The organism is Mycobacterium sp. IS-836 (assembly GCF_001954275.1).
Classification (GTDB): Bacteria; Actinomycetota; Actinomycetes; order Mycobacteriales; family Mycobacteriaceae; genus Mycobacterium.
The window spans coordinates 216,644-231,772 of record NZ_MBEU01000004.1 but is presented as its reverse complement, the minus strand read 5'-3'; the positions used below and the strand labels follow the sequence as shown (position 1 = coordinate 231,772).

Here is a 15,129-nt window from a genome sequence, read left to right as displayed (position 1 = left end):
CGGCCCGCGCGTCGGGCGCCTGGTAGTCGGCGAGCGTGTCGGCGACCTCGTCGGGCGATCCGCTGAACAAGTAGCGCCAAAACCCAAAGGAGACAAGGATGTACCTCGCCGTCGAGATCGGGAATGTCAACCTCAATCCAATCTTCAAGGGCGTAGTCGCGACGATCCTGTACTTCGGAGTGGGCATGGCCGTGCTGCTCGTCGGCTTCTACATGGTCGACTGGCTGACCCCGGGAAAGCTGCGCCAACTGGTGTTCATCGATCGTCGCCCCAACGCCGTCGTCGTCGCGGGCGCGATGTACATCGCGCTGGCCACCGTGATCATCAGCGCCATCGCCAACAGCTACAGCCAGCTGGGCCAGGGACTCGTCGGGGTGGCGGTGTACGGGTTGGTGGGCGTGATCCTGCTGGGGATAGCGCTGCTGGCGATGCACCTGCTGATACCGGGTAGTTTCCACGAGCACGTCGACGAGCCGGAGCTGCATCCCGGTGCGTTCGCGGTGGCGCTGATACTGCTGGCGGTGGGAGGGGTGACCGCGGCGGCGGTGTCATGACCACCGTCGAATCGTTGGCGCCCGCGGCCACGGATTCGTCGCGGCGGTGGCGTTCCGTGCTGCTGGCCGCCGTCGCGGCGTGCGCGGCGTGCGGCATCGTGTACGAGCTGGCGCTGCTGACGCTGTCGGCGAGCCTGAACGGCGGCGGCATCGTCGCCACCTCGCTGATCGTCGCCGGATACATCGCCGCGCTGGGTGCGGGCGCCCTGGCGATCAAGCCGCTGCTGAGGCACGCCGCCATCACCTTCATCGCCGTCGAGGCGGCGCTGGGGATCATCGGCGGCCTGTCGGCGGCGGCGCTGTACGTGGTGTTCGCGTTCGTCGACGGGTCGACGTGGGTGCTGGCGGTGAGCACCGCCCTGATCGGCGGCCTGGTCGGCGCCGAGGTGCCGCTGCTGATGACGCTGCTGCAGCGGGGCCGCATCGCGGGCGCCACGGATGCCGGCCGGACGCTGGCCAACCTGAACGCGGCGGATTACCTGGGTGCGTTGGTGGGTGGACTGGTCTGGCCGTTCCTGCTGCTGCCGCATCTGGGGATGATCCGCGGGGCCGCGGCGACCGGGATCATCAACCTGGTAGCGGCCGCCGTGGTGGCGATGTTCCTGCTGCGCCGGGTGGTTTCCGTCCGGCAGCTGGCGACGGCGTTGTGCGCGCTCGCGGCGGCGCTCGGGGTGCTGGTCACGCTGCTGGTGCGGTCGCACGACATCGAGACCACCAGCCGGCAACGGCTCTACGCCGACCCGATCATCGCCTACCGGCACACCGCCTACCAGGAGATCGTGATCACCCGCCGCGACAACGACACCCGCCTTTACCTCGACGGGGGCTTGCAGTTTTCCACCCGCGACGAATATCGCTACACCGAGAGCCTCGTCTACCCCGCGCTCGGCGGTGATGTCAAAGGCGCCCGGTCGGTGCTCGTGTTGGGCGGCGGCGACGGCCTGGCGGCGCGCGAACTGCTGCGCCAACCCGGGGTCGGCAAGATCGTGCAGGTCGAGCTCGACCCCGCGATGATCGAGTTGGCGCGCACCACCTTGCGGGACGCCAACCGCGGGGCGCTGGACAACCCGCGCGTGGCCGTCGTGATCGACGACGCGATGCGCTGGCTTCGGGCGCCGCACCCCGAGCTGCGCCCGCCGCAGGGCTTCGACGCGATCATCATCGACCTGCCCGACCCGGACACCCCGGTGCTGGGGCGGCTGTATTCGACCGAGTTCTATTCGCTCGCCGCGCATGCGCTGGCGCCCGGCGGCCTGGTGGTCGTGCAGGCCGGCAGCCCGTTTTCGACGCCGACGGCGTTCTGGCGCACGGTGTCGACGATCCACGCCGCCGGCTACGCCGTCACGCCCTACCACGTGCACGTGCCGACGTTCGGCGACTGGGGGTTTGCGCTGGCGCGCCGCGGCGAGATCCCGCCGAGCGCCACCCTGCCGGCCGATGCGCCGCCGCTGCGCTTCCTCAACCCGCAGGTGCTCGCGGCCGCCACGGTGTTCGCCGGCGACGTCGGGCCCCGAACGCTGGATCCCTCGACGCTGGAGAACCCGCGCATCGTCGACGACATGCGGCACGGTTACGACTAGGGCGCCGCCGCTCGCACCACCCACGCGGTAGTCTTGCCGACGGGATGCTGGTCGATGCGCGCGCCTATGAAGCCGGCTGTGTCGCATTGCGCCGCAAAGGAATTCGCCTGTTGTTCGGTCCACCCGTGGCTCGCCAGTCCTGTGGCCCCGGGCTGCACCCGGCGCTCCATCACGAGCAGGCGCCCCGACGACGCCAGCACTCGTCGCAGCTCGGCGAGGCCGGCGGTCACGTCCTTCCAGTGGTGCACGGTCTTCAGCGACCACGCGACGGTTGCCCAGCCGGCGTCCACCGGCAGCTCCTCGGCGCCGCCGGGCGACCAGCTGACGCTGGGGTCGCGGGTCGTCGCGCGGGCGAGACGCAACATGACGGGGCTCGGGTCGACACCTATGACTTCGGCGCCCCGCCGGGCGGCGGCACGTGCCGCGTTGCCCGGACCACAGCCGACGTCGACCACACGGTCGGAGTCGGATACCGATGCCAGGTCGACGGCCAGGCCCGCGTAGCGGCGCCCCATGACGAGCATGCCGAGCGCGGCCACCACACCGATCGGCCCGGCAAAGCCCGGGTGGTCGGCGTGATGGTTGACGACAGGACCGCTCAGCTCACTCCTCGATCTGGGCCAGGATCTCGTCGGGGATGTCGGCGTTGGTGTAGACGTCCTGGACGTCGTCGCTCTCTTCGAGCGCGTCGACCAGCCGGATGACTTTTTGCGCGCCGTCGGCATCGAGTGGAACGGTCACCGACGGCTGGAACCCCGCCTCGGCGGAGTCGTAGTCAATCCCGGCCTCCTGCAAGGCGGTTCGCACGGCGACGAGATCCGTGGGCTCGGTGATGATCTCGAAGCTGTCACCCAGATCGGTGACGTCCTCCGCACCGGCGTCCAACACCGCGGCCAGCAGATCGTCTTCGGTCAGGCCGTTCTTCTCGAGGGTGACGACGCCCTTGCGGGTGAATAGGTAGGCCACCGATCCCGGATCGGCCATCGTTCCGCCGTTGCGCGTCATCGCCACTCGGACTTCACTGGCCGCACGGTTGCGATTATCGGTCAGGCACTCGACCAGCACCGCCACTCCGTTGGGCGCGTAGCCCTCGTAGGTGATCGTCTGCCAGTCGGCGCCGCCGGCTTCCTCGCCGGCCCCGCGCTTGCGCGCCTTCTCGATGTTGTCGTTGGGCACCGAACTCTTCTTCGCCTTCTGGATGGCGTCGTACAGGGTCGGGTTGCCCGCGGGGTCACCGCCACCGACGCGAGCCGCGACCTCGATGTTCTTGATCAACCGCGCGAACATCTTGCCGCGGCGGGCGTCGATGACGGCCTTCTTGTGCTTGGTGGTGGCCCACTTGGAATGGCCGCTCATCGGTGTGTCGTACCTCTTCTGTTGCTTGAAATCCGATCAACGAGTCTACGTGTACGGACCGCGTCGATACCCCGACGCTGCCCCTATCGACTCAGCCTCCCCACCTGTCACAGAACGGGAGGGATAGTGACCAGGCTTCAGTGCCGGCCGTTGACGATGTCGACGAACAGCTGGTGGATGCGGCGATCGCCGGTCATCTCGGGGTGGAAAGCCGTCGCCAGCATCTGGCCCTGCCGCACGGCGACGATGTGCCCCGCGGCCCGGGCCAGCACCTGCACGCCGTCACCGGCGCGCTCGACCCACGGGGCGCGGATGAACACCGCCCGCACCGGGCCGTCGAGGCCCGTGAACTCGATGTCGCCCTCGAACGAGTCGACCTGCCGTCCAAAAGCGTTGCGCCGCACCGTCATATCGATCGCACGCAAGGGTAGCGCCTCGCGTCCGCCCGCGCCGGCGTCGAGGATCTCGCTGGCCAGCAGGATCATGCCGGCGCACGCGCCGTAGGCAGGCAGGCCGTCGGCCAGCCGCGCCCGCAACGGCTCGAGCAGGTCAAGGTCGAGCAGCAGGTGGCTCATGGTGGTGGATTCGCCGCCGGGAATGACCAAGCCGTCGATCGCCTCGAGCTCGCTGCGGCGGCGAACCGGCATCGAGTCGGCGCCGGCTTCGCGCAGCGCGGCGAGGTGCTCGCGGGTGTCACCCTGCAGCGCCAGCACGCCGATCCGCGGCGTGTTCACTGTTCAGAGGGCCGGAATCCGCGTTTGTAGCGGGTCAGCCCCTCCTGCATGACGGCCGCGACCATCTCGCCGGTCTGGGTGAAGATCTTGCCCTGGGTGAGCGCGCGACCCCCGTTGGCGGACGGCGAGCTCTGGTCGTAGAGCAGCCACTCGTCGGCCCGGAACGCCCGCATGAACCACATCGCGTGGTCCAGCGATGCCACCTGCAGGTGCTCGCGCACGTCGAGGTGGGTGACCTGCGCCGAGCCCAGCAGCGTGAGGTCGCTCATGTACGCCAGCGCGCAGATGTGCAGCACCGGGTCGTCGGGCAGCGGGTCGCGGTGGCGAAACCACACCTGCTGCTGCGCGGCCTTGCCCGGCGAGAGCTGCAGGCGCTCGCGCGGCACGATGCAGACGTCCCACTCCTCGAACTGCTTGAAGCCCGCATCGTCGAAGACCTTGATCGAGTTCAGCCCGGGTAACCCGTCGGGGGGCGGTGCGGCCGGCATGGGGTCCTGGTGGTGGATGCCTTCCTGGTCGGTCTGGAACGACGCCCCCATGCTGAAAATGATTTCGCCGTGCTGGATGGCGTTGACGCGCCTGGTGGCAAACGAGCCGCCGTCGCGGGTGCGCTCGACGATGAAAACCGTGCGCGCCAGGGCGTCGCCGGGCCGCAGGAAGTAGCCGTGTAGCGAGTGGACTTGGTACTGCGGGTCGACGGTGCGCACCGCCGACACCAACGACTGGCCGGCGACGTGACCGCCGAAGGTGCGTTGCAGGAATCCGGATTCCGGGCTGAACACGCTGCCGCGGTAGATGTTGACCTCGAGTTGCTCGAGATCAAGGATCTCTTCGATCGCCACGGAACGTTTTTACCAGCCGCGTTCGGCGAGGCGATGCGGCTGCGCGATCTGCTCCACGTTGATGCCGACCATCGGCTCGCCCAGGCCGCGGGACACCTTGGCCAGCACGTCGGGGTCGTCGAAGAACGTGGTGGCCTTCACGATCGCGGCGGCACGCGCCGCGGGATCACCGGACTTGAAGATGCCCGAGCCGACGAACACGCCCTCGGCGCCGAGCTGCATCATCATCGCCGCGTCGGCGGGGGTGGCGATGCCGCCCGCGGTGAACAGCGTGACCGGCAGCTTGCCCGCGCGCGCCACCTCGACGACGAGTTCGTAGGGCGCCTGCAATTCCTTTGCCGCGACGTACAATTCGTCTTCGGACAGCGACGTCAGCCGGCGGATCTCGCCGCCGATGGCCCGCATGTGGGTGGTCGCGTTGGAGACGTCTCCGGTACCCGCTTCGCCCTTGGAGCGGATCATGGCCGCGCCCTCGTTGATGCGCCGCAGCGCCTCGCCGAGGTTCGTCGCCCCGCACACGAACGGCACGGTGAACTTCCACTTGTCGATGTGGTGGGTGTAGTCGGCGGGGGTCAGCACCTCCGACTCGTCGACATAGTCGACGCCGAGGCTCTGCAGAATCTGCGCCTCGACGAAATGCCCGATGCGGGCCTTGGCCATCACCGGGATGGTGACCGCGGCGATGATGCCCTCGATCATGTCGGGGTCGCTCATCCGCGACACCCCGCCCTGGGCGCGGATGTCGGCGGGCACCCGTTCCAGCGCCATCACCGCGACGGCGCCGGCGCCCTCGGCGATGCGGGCCTGCTCCGGGGTGACGACGTCCATGATGACGCCGCCCTTGAGCATCTCGGCCATGCCGCGCTTGACCCGGGCCGTTCCCGTGGCCTGATTCGACTCCACTGGCTTCTTCTTTTCCTCAGACATTGCGCTTCCACTCTAGTGGTCAGCGACAAGGGGGTTTTCTCGCGATCAGCGGATCGACTCGAGCACCCCGGGGCCGCGGGCGTCGTCCGCCAGCCGGAGGGCCGCGGGCAGCAGTTCGCCCAGTTGCAGCGGGTAGACCTGTTCGCCGGCGGCGGTCAGCTCCGCGATGTCATTCGCATCACACCACCGCGCGCCGTGGATGTAGCGGCGTTCCAGCTCGGTGCGCCCCGCCAGGGACGGCTCGAATCGCCGCGTGCGGTGCACCAGGTAGAACTCCTCGCTGTCGATCAGCGTGCCGTTGAACTCGAACACCTCGTCGCGCCGCCAGATCGGTCCGACCATGTCGGCCGCCGCGACCCGCAGGCCGGTTTCCTCGGTGAGCTCCCGCGCGGCGGCCTCGGCCAGCCGTTCGCCGGGGCGCACCTCGCCCCCGACGGTGAACCACCACCGCGGCGCGCTGCCGTCGGTGATCGCCGGGTCCGAACCGCACAGCAGCAGCACCGCGCCCGTTTCGTCGAGCAGCACCACCCGCGCCGAGGTGCGGTGGCTGGGCGCGCCGTGGTGGCTGTGCGCCAACGCGTGGGGGCGTTCCACGATCTCGAAATAGGTTGGCAGCGCGGCTGTTCCACCGAGCCGCAACGCGCGCACCATGCGCCGCTCGGCCAGCACGAGGGTGTCGCGGACCGCGTCGTTGTGGAAACGGCGGGCCAGCAGCAGGCGGGCCTCGGCGTCGGCGAGCTCGGCGATCAGGCCCGCGGGCAACGACGCCGGATCCACCATCGCCAGCGCCGCCGACAGCTCGTTTTCCGCGTTCTCCCGCGCTTGGCGGGGCGCGCGTTCCGCGGCGTCGGCCAGGGCCGCCAGGCGCCTACCCTCCGGGGCGCCGCCGTAGGCGTCGATCGCGACCGCGCGGGCCACCACCGCGCGCCGCGCCAGCGCGCCGTCGAGCGCCTGCCAGGACAGGTCGTAGCGCACGTTCAACCGGTCCAGCCGAGTGGCCCGCTGATAGGCCCAGGCGCCGCACACCGCCAGCACCACGACCAGCGTGACGGCGGCGACGACCAGCCAGACCATCAGCTGGCCACCTGAACTTTGATGCCCGACCCGGCAACGGTCTCGTAGACCCGCATGATCTGGCTGGCCACCACCGACCAGTCGTAGCGGCGGACCGCGTCGGAGGCCGCCGCCACATAGCGCTGGCGCGCCACGTCGTCGTCCAGCACCTCGATCAGCGCGTCGGCCAGTGCGCCGGCGTCGCCGACCGGCACCAGGCTCCCGACCTCGCCATCGCGCAGCACGCGGCGGAACGCGTCGAGGTCGCTGGCCACCACCGGGGTGCCGGCGGCCATGGCCTCAACCAGCACGATGCCGAAGCTCTCGCCGCCGGTGTTGGGCGCGCAGTAGACGTCGGCGCTGCGCATCGCCGCGGCCTTGCCGGCGTCGTCCACCAGCCCGAGGAACCGCATGCGCTGCGCCAATTCGCCTGCCTGGTCCCGCAATTCGTCCTCGTCGCCATGACCGACGATCAGCAGCTGCACGTCGGGAAAGCGCTCGACCACCCGGGGCAGCGCGTCGAGCAGCACCGACATGCCCTTGCGCGGCTCGTCGTAGCGGCCCAGGAACAGCACCGTCTTGCCCGGCCGCGGATAGCCGTCCAGCGGCGCCGCGTGGGCCAGGGAATCGACGTCGACCCCGTTGGGAATCTCCACCGCGTCGGAGCCCAGCGCCTCCATCTGCCAGCGCCGCGCCACGTCGGACACCGCGATGCGGCCGACGATCTTCTCGTGCCAGGGCCGCAACACACCCTGAAAGACCGACAGCGTCAGCGATTTGGTGGTCGAGGTGTGAAACGTGGCGACGATCGGGCCCTCGGCGACCCGCAGCGCCCACATCGACAGGCTGGGCGCGTTCGGCTCGTGCAGGTGCAGCACGTCGAATTCGCCTTGGGTGAGCCACTTTCGGACCCGGCCGTGCACGGCCGGACTGAACTGCAGCCGCGCCACCGACCCGTTGTAGGGAATCGGGATGGCCCGGCCGGCGGACACGACGTAGTCGGGCAGCGACACGTGTGGCGAAGCCGGCGCCAACACGCTGACCTCGTGCCCGCGAGCGCGCATCACCTCGGCGAGTTGCAACACGTGCGACTGCACCCCGCCCGGTACGTCGAACGAGTAGGGACAGACCATCCCGATGCGCATCAGGCTTCCTTGAGCCGGGCCCGCCGGGCTTCGGACAGATCGGCCAGCCATTGCGGCTGCATCATGTGCCAGTCGGCCGGGTGGGCGGCGATGTTCGCGGCGAAGTGGTCGGCCAGCGCCTGGGTGATGACGCGCACGTCGCCGCTGCTGCAGTCCAGCGCGGGGTGGATCGAGATTCCCCAGCCTTGAACGTCGCCGTCCTCGAACCAGCAGTGCACCGGCAACAGGGCCGCCCCCGTCGCGATGGCGAGCTTCGCCGACCCCGCCGGCATCCGGGTGGCCTCGCCGAAGAATTCGACTTCGACGCCGGTGCGGGTGAGGTCGCGCTCGGCCATCAGGCACACGGCCCGGTTGTCCCGCAGCCGTTCGCACAACACCTCGAAGGGGGGCCGTTCGCCGCCGGAAAGCGGCAGCACTTCGAAGCCGAGTGTTTCGCGATAGGCGATGAAACGGTTGTAGAGGGATTCGGGTTCGAGCCGCTCGGCGACGGTGGTGAAGGTGCCGAAGGTCTGGGCCAGCCAGACCCCGGCCATGTCCCAGTTGCCGCTGTGCGGCAGCGCCATCACCACCCCGCGGCCCGCGGCCAGCGCCTTTTCCAGGTTGTCGATCCCCCGGACCGAATCGTGCAGCTGGCGGGCCAGCGCGGGCAGATCCATGGTCGGCAGGCGGAACGCCTCCCGCCAATAGCGGCCGTAGGAGGCCAGCGAGGCCCGCATCAGCTCGTCGGGCACGTCGGCCGGCGCCACCCCGATCACGCGGGCCAGGTTCTTGCGCAGCTGGTCCGGCCCGCCGTTGCGGGCCGCGTAGCGCGCCCCGGTGTCGAATGCGGTGCGCGCGGCGAATTCCGGCATCGCGCGTACCGCCAGCCAGCCGGTCGCGTACGCCCAGTCCGACGCGGTGCGGCCCATCAGGCGGCCCGCGAACCTGCGGGGCAGGCCGAAGACTTTCAGGCCGGCCGGGGTGGCGATCATGGCTGGCCCGTTCCGGGCGGAATGGGATCGGTCGCGCCGGGCGAACTGCGCGCCCTGTGCAACCGCTGCACGCAGGTGACGAGGCTGGCCGCGGCCAGCAGCCACATCGCCACCGGCAGCGCCCACGGCAACGGGTACACCGGAAGATCCGACAGCCCGGCGCCGACCAGCACGATGATCAACCGCTCTGGCCGTTCGATGATGCCGCCGTCGCCGCGCAGCCCGCTGGCTTCGGCCCGGGCCTTGACGTAGGGGATCACCTGCGAGGTGACCAGGCAGATCAAGGTCGCGACCACCAGCAGTTTGTCGTGCAGGCCGAACGCGATCCACCACAGCAGCCCGCAGAACACCGCGCCGTCGCTGATGCGGTCGCACGTCGCGTCGAGCACCGCGCCGAAGCGGGTGCCGCCGCCGCGCTCGCGGGCCATCGCGCCGTCGAGCATGTCGAACAGGACGAAGAACCAGACGACCAGCGTGCCGGCGAACAACTTGCCCATCGGGAACAGCGTCAGCGCGCCCGCCACCGCGACGACGGTGCCCAGGATGGTGACGATGTCCGGCGTCAAGCCCATCCGCAGGCACGCCCGCGCCGTCGGGGTGCTGATCCGCGTGAACGCGGCCCGCGACAGGAAGTGCACCTTACTCATCGCTGCCTCATGGTTGCCGGGCCCACTCCGTGGCCAGCAGCTGGCGCGTTTCGCGCAGCAACTGCGGGATCACTTTGGCGCCACCGACGATGGTGATGAAGTTCGCGTCGCCGCCCCAGCGCGGCACGACGTGCACGTGTAGGTGTTCGGCCAGCGAGCCCCCCGCCGATGTGCCCAGGTTCATCCCGACGTTGAAGCCGTGCGGGTGCGACACGTTCTTGATGACGCGAATTGCCTTCTGGGTGAACGCCATCAGCTCCGCGCTCTCCGCGTCGGTCAGGTCCTCGAGTTCGGAGACCCGCCGGTAGGGCACCACCATCAGGTGACCGGGGTTGTACGGGTAGAGATTCAGTACGGCGTAGACGAGTTCGCCCCGGGCGACCACCAGGCCGTCCTCGTCGGACAGCCGAGGGATGTCGGTGAAGGGCTGCTCGGTGCCGGCGTTGTCGCGCTTCATCGGCGCCTCGGCGAGGTAGGTCATCCGGTACGGCGTCCATAACCGCTGCAGATGATCGCTCTCGCCGACGCCGGTGTCGACGATGGTGTCCTCCGCTTCCTCCCGACCGCTCACGGCCCGACCACTTTCACCAATTCGGCGCTGGGAGCGGCGTTCTCGCGATCGGCTATCCACTTGACGATCGCGTCGACCGCGCTGTCGCGGGGCACGCCGTTGATCTGCGTGCGGTCGCCGAAGCGGAAGCTCACCGCCTCGGCAGCCACGTCGCGGTCGCCGGCGAGCAGCATGAACGGCACCCGCTGGCCGGTGTGGTGGACGATCTTCTTGGCCATCCGGTCGTCGCTGCCGTCCACCTCGACCCGCACCCCGTGCGACTTCAGTTGGGCGGCAACCCGTTCCAGGTAGGCGATGTGCTCGTCGGCAACCGGGATGCCGACCACCTGGACGGGGGCCAGCCACGCCGGGAACGCCCCGGCGTAGTGCTCGGTGAGGATGCCGAAGAACCGCTCGATCGACCCGAACAGCGCGCGGTGGATCATCACCGGGCGCCGCCGGTTCCCGTCGGCGGCGGTGTACTCCAGTTCGAAGCGCTCCGGGAAGTTGAAATCCACCTGGATGGTCGACATCTGCCAGCTGCGGCCCAGCGCGTCGCGGGCCTGCACCGAGATCTTCGGGCCGTAGAACGCGGCGCCCCCGGGATCGGGAACCAGTTCGAGGCCCGACTCCCGGGCGACGTCGGCCAGCGTGGCGGTGGCTTCCTCCCACACTTGTTCGGAGCCGACGAATTTGTCGGGGTCCTTGGTGGACAACTCCAGATAGAAGTCCTCCAGCCCGTAGTCGCCGAGCAGCTCGAGCACGAAGCGCAGCAGCGAAGCCAGCTCGTCGTGCAGCTGTTCGCGGGTGCAGAAGATGTGCGCGTCGTCCATGGTGAATCCGCGGGCGCGGGTCAGCCCGTGCACCACGCCGGACTTCTCGTAGCGGTACACCGTGCCGAATTCGAAGAGCCGCAACGGAAGTTCGCGATACGAGCGCCCCCGCGAACCGAAGATCAGCGTGTGCATGGGGCAGTTCATCGGCTTGAGGTAGTAGTCCTGGCCCGGCTTGCGCACCGTTCCGTCGTCGTTGTATTCGGCGTCGAGGTGCATCGGCGGGAACATGCCGTCCGCGTACCAGTCCAGGTGGCCCGAGGTGTGGAACAGCTGCGCCTTGGTGATGTGCGGGGTGTTGACGAACTCGTAGCCGGCCTCGATGTGTTTGCGCCGCGAATACTCCTCCAGCTCCCTGCGCACGATGCCGCCCTTGGGGTGGAAAACCGCTAGGCCGGAACCGATTTCGTCGGGAAAGCTGAACAGGTCCAGCTCGGCGCCCAGCTTCCGGTGATCGCGGCGCTGGGCCTCCTCGATCAACGTCAGGTGGTGCTCGAGCGCCTCCTGCGACTCCCATGCGGTGCCGTAGATGCGTTGCAGGCTGGCGTTTTCCTGGTCGCCGCGCCAGTAGGCCGCGGAGCTTCTGGTCAGCTTGAACGCCGGGATGTGCTTGGTGGTGGGGATGTGCGGGCCGCGGCACAGATCGCCCCAAACCCTTTCGCGGGTGCGGGGATTGAGGTTGTCATAGGCGGTGAGTTCGTCGCCGCCGACCTCCATGACGTCGGGGTCACCCGACTTGTCGTCGACGAGCTCGAGCTTGTAGGGCTCGTTGACCAACTCCTCGCGCGCCCGCTCCTTGGACTCGTAGACCCGCCGGGAAAACAGCTGGCCGTCCTTGACGATTTGGCGCATCCGCTTTTCCAGCGCCTCCAGGTCCTCCGGCGTGAACGGCTCGGCCACGTCGAAGTCGTAGTAGAAGCCGTCGGTGATGGGCGGTCCGATGCCCAACTTGGCTTGCGGGAACAGGTCCTGCACGGCCTGCGCCAACACGTGTGCGGTGGAGTGCCGGATGACGCTGCGACCCTCGTCGGTGTTGGCCGCCACCGGGATGACCTCGGCGTCGGCATCGGGCGCCCAGCTCAGGTCGCGCAGCTTCCCTTCGGCGTCGCGCACCACCACGATCGCGTCGGGCGTCCCCCGGCGCGGCAAGCCCGCCTCGCCGACCGCGGCGGCCGCGGTCGTCCCGGCAGGCACCCGGATCGGGGCTGCTGGGGCCGGGTTTGCGGGAGCACTCATCGGGTTGGGTCTCCAAGGCTTGGGTTGACGTGCGTGATCGTTGCAATGCTATCGGGGTGGGGCTGTCAGGGTTGCCCAGGCTTGAGCCGCACGAACAGGGCGTCGGCTTCGGTCAGCAGGGTGTCGCCGTCGCTTAACCGGCCCGACACGAAGATCTTGCGCCCATCCACCCGGTCGACCCCGGCATCGATCTGTAGTTCCTTTTCGATCGGCACGATGTGGCGGTAGTCGATCTTGAGGTAGGCGGTGCGCTGATAGGGACCGCCGGTCAGCACCGCCGACGTCAGCCCGAGCACCGTGTCGAACAGCAGCCCCAACGCGCCGCCATGCACGGCGCCGTTGCGGCCCAGATGAAATCGCGCGAAGCGGGCCCAGCCGTGGATCCGGCCGTCCTCGCCCTTGCGCGCCGACATGGGCACCGTCAGAACGTTGCCCCGCATGGGCAGATCCATCCGGCGTCCCGACGGTGACTGCCATTCGTCGCCGTCGAACGGAGCCAGCAGCGCCGACACCTTCTCCAGTTGGTCCGCCGCCTCGGCGATCACCTCGTCGGGCGCGTCGACGGCACGGGCGTGGTCCTGCAGCTTGCGTACCGCGTCGACGAACCGGCCGTAGTCGGGCCCGCCCTTGACCGTCGGTTCGGGCGGATTGAATCCACCGCCGGGGTGTTTCTGATGGTCGCCGCCCACCAGGACACCGTATTGCGTGGCCCGTTACTGTGCTCCGGCAGCCGCCAGGGTCTCGAACTCGTCGTCGGACAGGGTGATCTCGGCGGCGGCGACGTTCTCCTCCAGGTGCGCCACCTTGGACGTGCCCGGAATCGGCAACATCACCGGCGACCGTTTCAGCAACCAGGCCAGCGCCAGCTGCGACGGCGTCGCGTCATGGTCGGCGGCGATGCGTTGCAGCGGGCCATCCGGCGCGGCCAGCGGCCCGGCGGCCAGCGGGAACCACGGGATGAAGCCGATGCCCTGCTCGGTCACGTAGTCCAGCAGCGGTTCGGCGCCCCGGGACGACAGGTTGTACATGTTCTGCACCGACACGATCTGCGCGACCCGTTGGGCTTCCTTGAGCTGATCGGCGTCGATCTCCGACAGGCCGATATGGCGGATCTTGCCTTCGTTTTTCAGGTTGAGCAGCTCGCCCACCTGGTCGGCCAACGGGAAGTTCCGGTCGATGCGGTGCAGCTGGAACAGGTCGATGGTGTCGACGCCGAGGCGGCGCAGGCTCATCTCGGCTTCCTGGCGCAGATAGCTCGGATTGCCCAGCGGGATCCACACGTCCGGGGCGGTGCGCAGCAGCCCCGCCTTGGTCGCGATCACCAGCCCGTCGTAGGGATGCAACGCCTCGTGAATGATGTCCTCGGATATGTAGGGCCCGTACGAGTCGGCGGTGTCGATGAAGTTCACCCCGAGCTCGACGGCGCGCCGCAACACCCGCACGCATTCGTCGCGGTCCGCGGGCGGGCCCCAGACGCCCTGGCCCGTCAGGCGCATGGCGCCGAAACCCAGTCGGTTGACGGTCAGATCGCCGCCAAGGGTGAACGTTCCGGAGGCTTGGGCTATGGCTTTGGTGGTCTGAGAGTTTTGCGCGGTCACCCCTACGACCGTACGCCGACGGGGTGGCCGTCCGTCTCGGCGTGGCAAGCTGAGGACGTGGACCTACAAGCGCTAGAAGAACTTCCGCTGACGTACTCGGAGGTGGGCGCGACCGCGGCCCTCGAGCTGCCCGCCGGATACGGGCACCTCCATACCCAGCGCCAAATCGGCACGGGCAGGCAGCGTTTCGAGCGGGCCGCCGACGCGGTCATGCGCTGGGGCATGCAACGCGGCGCCGGCCTGCGGGTGCGGGCCAGCTCGGAGGTCGCCGAGGTCGACACCGTGGTGTTGGTGCGAATGGGCTTCCTGCCCGCGCCCTGCCGCGTCGTGTACGTCATCGACGAACCGGACATCCGCGGGTTCGCCTACGGCACCCTGCCGGGCCATCCGGAGTCCGGCGAGGAACGCTTCGTGGTGCGCCACGACCCGACCACCTCCGCGGTGTTCGCGGAGGTGTCGGCGTTCTCCCGGCCCGCGACCTGGTGGAGCAAGGCCGGCAGGCCACTGGTGTCGGTGGCCCAGCGCATCATCGCGAGGCGATACCTGCGCGGGGTGTGACGCGCGGTTAGCGCGGCCCGACGCCGGCTGTGACGCTGCCTCCGATGCTGCCGCTGTGCACGGCCTGCGCCAGCCGGCCCAGCGCCACGGCGCCGACCAGCAATCCGAAGTCGCGCAGCGCGATGTCGTAGAAGCCGGACAGGGTGAGCAGGTCGACGATGATCCCGGCCAGCCAGGCCGCGACCACCCAGGCGCCTATCCGCGGCGCGACCGCGACCAGCACCCCGGCCGCAATCTCGATCACGCCCACCACATACATCAGCTGATCGGCGGTCCCGGGCACCAGATTGTCGATCCAGGGCGCCAGATACATGCTCCAGTGATGCGGGTGGGTCAGCAGGTTGAAGAACTTATCCAGCCCGAACAGGATCGGCGCGATCGTGAACACGGTGCGAAGCGCGAGGTACGCCGAATAGGCCGGATCCTTCAATTGATCGGCCAGGGCTGGGCCCGCACCGACTTGCTGAGTAGCCATAACTACCTCTCTTTCTAACGGATGATAAATTGAACGTTAGAAGCTGTAGACTGTAGCGTCAAGAGTTTTG

Annotated in this window: 17 protein-coding genes; 3 read left to right on the top strand and 14 right to left on the bottom strand. The window is 69.0% G+C overall.

Annotation, left to right across the window (positions count from 1 at the left end; all coding sequences use genetic code 11):
• The first annotated feature begins 98 nt into the window (after window positions 1-98).
• Window positions 99-554: a DUF350 domain-containing protein gene (locus A5747_RS02935; RefSeq protein WP_076122156.1), complete on the top strand. Its 456-nt coding sequence runs from the start codon at window positions 99-101 to the stop codon at window positions 552-554.
• A complete protein-coding gene (locus tag A5747_RS02930; RefSeq protein WP_076122155.1) occupies window positions 551-2,134 on the top strand; it encodes a polyamine aminopropyltransferase in 1,584 nt (527 codons plus the stop codon). The genes A5747_RS02935 and A5747_RS02930 overlap by 4 nt, the downstream gene beginning before the upstream one ends.
• On the opposite strand, the gene A5747_RS02925 is transcribed toward A5747_RS02930, so the two are convergent.
• The 13 genes from A5747_RS02925 to A5747_RS02865 form a co-directional block, all read right to left on the bottom strand.
• Window positions 2,131-2,673 carry a class I SAM-dependent methyltransferase gene (locus tag A5747_RS02925; protein ID WP_198938119.1) on the bottom strand — a complete coding sequence of 181 codons (543 nt, stop codon included), beginning with the start codon at window positions 2,671-2,673 and terminating at the stop codon, window positions 2,131-2,133. The two genes, A5747_RS02930 and A5747_RS02925, sit on opposite strands and share 4 nt — an antisense overlap.
• Window positions 2,674-2,737: 64 nt before the next feature.
• Complete coding sequence (locus A5747_RS02920) at window positions 2,738-3,490, bottom strand: YebC/PmpR family DNA-binding transcriptional regulator (protein ID WP_076064622.1); 753 nt, start codon at window positions 3,488-3,490, stop codon at window positions 2,738-2,740.
• 137 nt (window positions 3,491-3,627) lie between these two features.
• Window positions 3,628-4,224 (bottom strand): pyridoxal 5'-phosphate synthase glutaminase subunit PdxT, encoded by a 597-nt coding sequence (gene pdxT / locus A5747_RS02915; protein WP_076122154.1) that lies wholly within the window; start codon window positions 4,222-4,224, stop codon window positions 3,628-3,630.
• Window positions 4,221-5,066, bottom strand: coding sequence for an acyl-CoA thioesterase II (tesB, locus tag A5747_RS02910; RefSeq protein ID WP_076122153.1), 846 nt, complete (start codon window positions 5,064-5,066; stop codon window positions 4,221-4,223). Before tesB ends, pdxT begins: the two co-directional genes overlap by 4 nt.
• 9 nt (window positions 5,067-5,075) lie before the next feature.
• Entirely contained in the window at window positions 5,076-5,993 is a 918-nt protein-coding gene (gene pdxS / locus A5747_RS02905) for a pyridoxal 5'-phosphate synthase lyase subunit PdxS (protein WP_076063903.1), read from the bottom strand.
• 45 nt (window positions 5,994-6,038) lie between these two features.
• Window positions 6,039-7,067, bottom strand: coding sequence for an NUDIX domain-containing protein (locus tag A5747_RS02900; protein ID WP_076122152.1), 1,029 nt, complete (start codon window positions 7,065-7,067; stop codon window positions 6,039-6,041).
• Window positions 7,067-8,191 carry a glycosyltransferase family 4 protein gene (locus A5747_RS02895; protein ID WP_076122151.1) on the bottom strand — a complete coding sequence of 375 codons (1,125 nt, stop codon included), beginning with the start codon at window positions 8,189-8,191 and terminating at the stop codon, window positions 7,067-7,069. Before A5747_RS02895 ends, A5747_RS02900 begins: the two co-directional genes overlap by 1 nt.
• The gene (locus tag A5747_RS02890; RefSeq protein ID WP_076122150.1) at window positions 8,191-9,162 is read right to left on the bottom strand and encodes a phosphatidylinositol mannoside acyltransferase; all 972 of its coding nucleotides are present in this window, start codon (window positions 9,160-9,162) and stop codon (window positions 8,191-8,193) included. The genes A5747_RS02895 and A5747_RS02890 overlap by 1 nt, the downstream gene beginning before the upstream one ends.
• On the bottom strand, window positions 9,159-9,809 hold the full coding sequence (gene pgsA / locus A5747_RS02885) for a phosphatidylinositol phosphate synthase (protein WP_076122149.1): 651 nt from the start codon (window positions 9,807-9,809) through the stop codon (window positions 9,159-9,161). Before pgsA ends, A5747_RS02890 begins: the two co-directional genes overlap by 4 nt.
• A gap of 7 nt (window positions 9,810-9,816) precedes the next feature.
• Complete coding sequence (locus tag A5747_RS02880) at window positions 9,817-10,380, bottom strand: HIT domain-containing protein (RefSeq protein ID WP_076122148.1); 564 nt, start codon at window positions 10,378-10,380, stop codon at window positions 9,817-9,819.
• Window positions 10,377-12,428, bottom strand: coding sequence for a threonine--tRNA ligase (gene thrS, locus A5747_RS02875; protein ID WP_076122147.1), 2,052 nt, complete (start codon window positions 12,426-12,428; stop codon window positions 10,377-10,379). Before thrS ends, A5747_RS02880 begins: the two co-directional genes overlap by 4 nt.
• 65 nt (window positions 12,429-12,493) lie before the next feature.
• Entirely contained in the window at window positions 12,494-13,120 is a 627-nt protein-coding gene (locus A5747_RS02870; protein ID WP_076115873.1) for a PaaI family thioesterase, read from the bottom strand.
• Between the two features lie 21 nt (window positions 13,121-13,141).
• On the bottom strand, window positions 13,142-14,026 hold the full coding sequence (locus tag A5747_RS02865; protein ID WP_076122146.1) for an aldo/keto reductase: 885 nt from the start codon (window positions 14,024-14,026) through the stop codon (window positions 13,142-13,144).
• A gap of 57 nt (window positions 14,027-14,083) precedes the next feature.
• Between A5747_RS02865 and A5747_RS02860 the strand changes: the two genes are divergently transcribed.
• Window positions 14,084-14,584 (top strand): DUF1990 family protein, encoded by a 501-nt coding sequence (locus A5747_RS02860; protein ID WP_076063887.1) that lies wholly within the window; start codon window positions 14,084-14,086, stop codon window positions 14,582-14,584.
• A 7-nt stretch (window positions 14,585-14,591) separates the two neighbouring features.
• Here A5747_RS02860 and A5747_RS02855 read toward each other — a convergent pair whose 3' ends face one another.
• Window positions 14,592-15,059 carry a DoxX family membrane protein gene (locus A5747_RS02855; protein ID WP_076122145.1) on the bottom strand — a complete coding sequence of 156 codons (468 nt, stop codon included), beginning with the start codon at window positions 15,057-15,059 and terminating at the stop codon, window positions 14,592-14,594.
• Window positions 15,060-15,129 lie beyond the last annotated feature (70 nt).

Excerpts from the sequence above, each read along its gene's own strand:
- pgsA (WP_076122149.1), bottom strand. The coding sequence starts at position 9,809 with ATGAGTAAGGTGCACTTCCTGTCGCGGGCCGCGTTCACGCGGATCAGC.
- thrS (WP_076122147.1), bottom strand. The coding sequence starts at position 12,428 with ATGAGTGCTCCCGCAAACCCGGCCCCAGCAGCCCCGATCCGGGTGCCT.
- pdxS (WP_076063903.1), bottom strand. The coding sequence starts at position 5,993 with ATGTCTGAGGAAAAGAAGAAGCCAGTGGAGTCGAATCAGGCCACGGGA.
- A5747_RS02855 (WP_076122145.1), bottom strand. The coding sequence starts at position 15,059 with ATGGCTACTCAGCAAGTCGGTGCGGGCCCAGCCCTGGCCGATCAATTG.
- A5747_RS02890 (WP_076122150.1), bottom strand. The coding sequence starts at position 9,162 with ATGATCGCCACCCCGGCCGGCCTGAAAGTCTTCGGCCTGCCCCGCAGG.
- A5747_RS02930 (WP_076122155.1), top strand. The coding sequence starts at position 551 with ATGACCACCGTCGAATCGTTGGCGCCCGCGGCCACGGATTCGTCGCGG.
- A5747_RS02920 (WP_076064622.1), bottom strand. The coding sequence starts at position 3,490 with ATGAGCGGCCATTCCAAGTGGGCCACCACCAAGCACAAGAAGGCCGTC.
- A5747_RS02895 (WP_076122151.1), bottom strand. The coding sequence starts at position 8,191 with ATGCGCATCGGGATGGTCTGTCCCTACTCGTTCGACGTACCGGGCGGG.
- A5747_RS02900 (WP_076122152.1), bottom strand. The coding sequence starts at position 7,067 with ATGGTCTGGCTGGTCGTCGCCGCCGTCACGCTGGTCGTGGTGCTGGCG.
- A5747_RS02935 (WP_076122156.1), top strand. The coding sequence starts at position 99 with ATGTACCTCGCCGTCGAGATCGGGAATGTCAACCTCAATCCAATCTTC.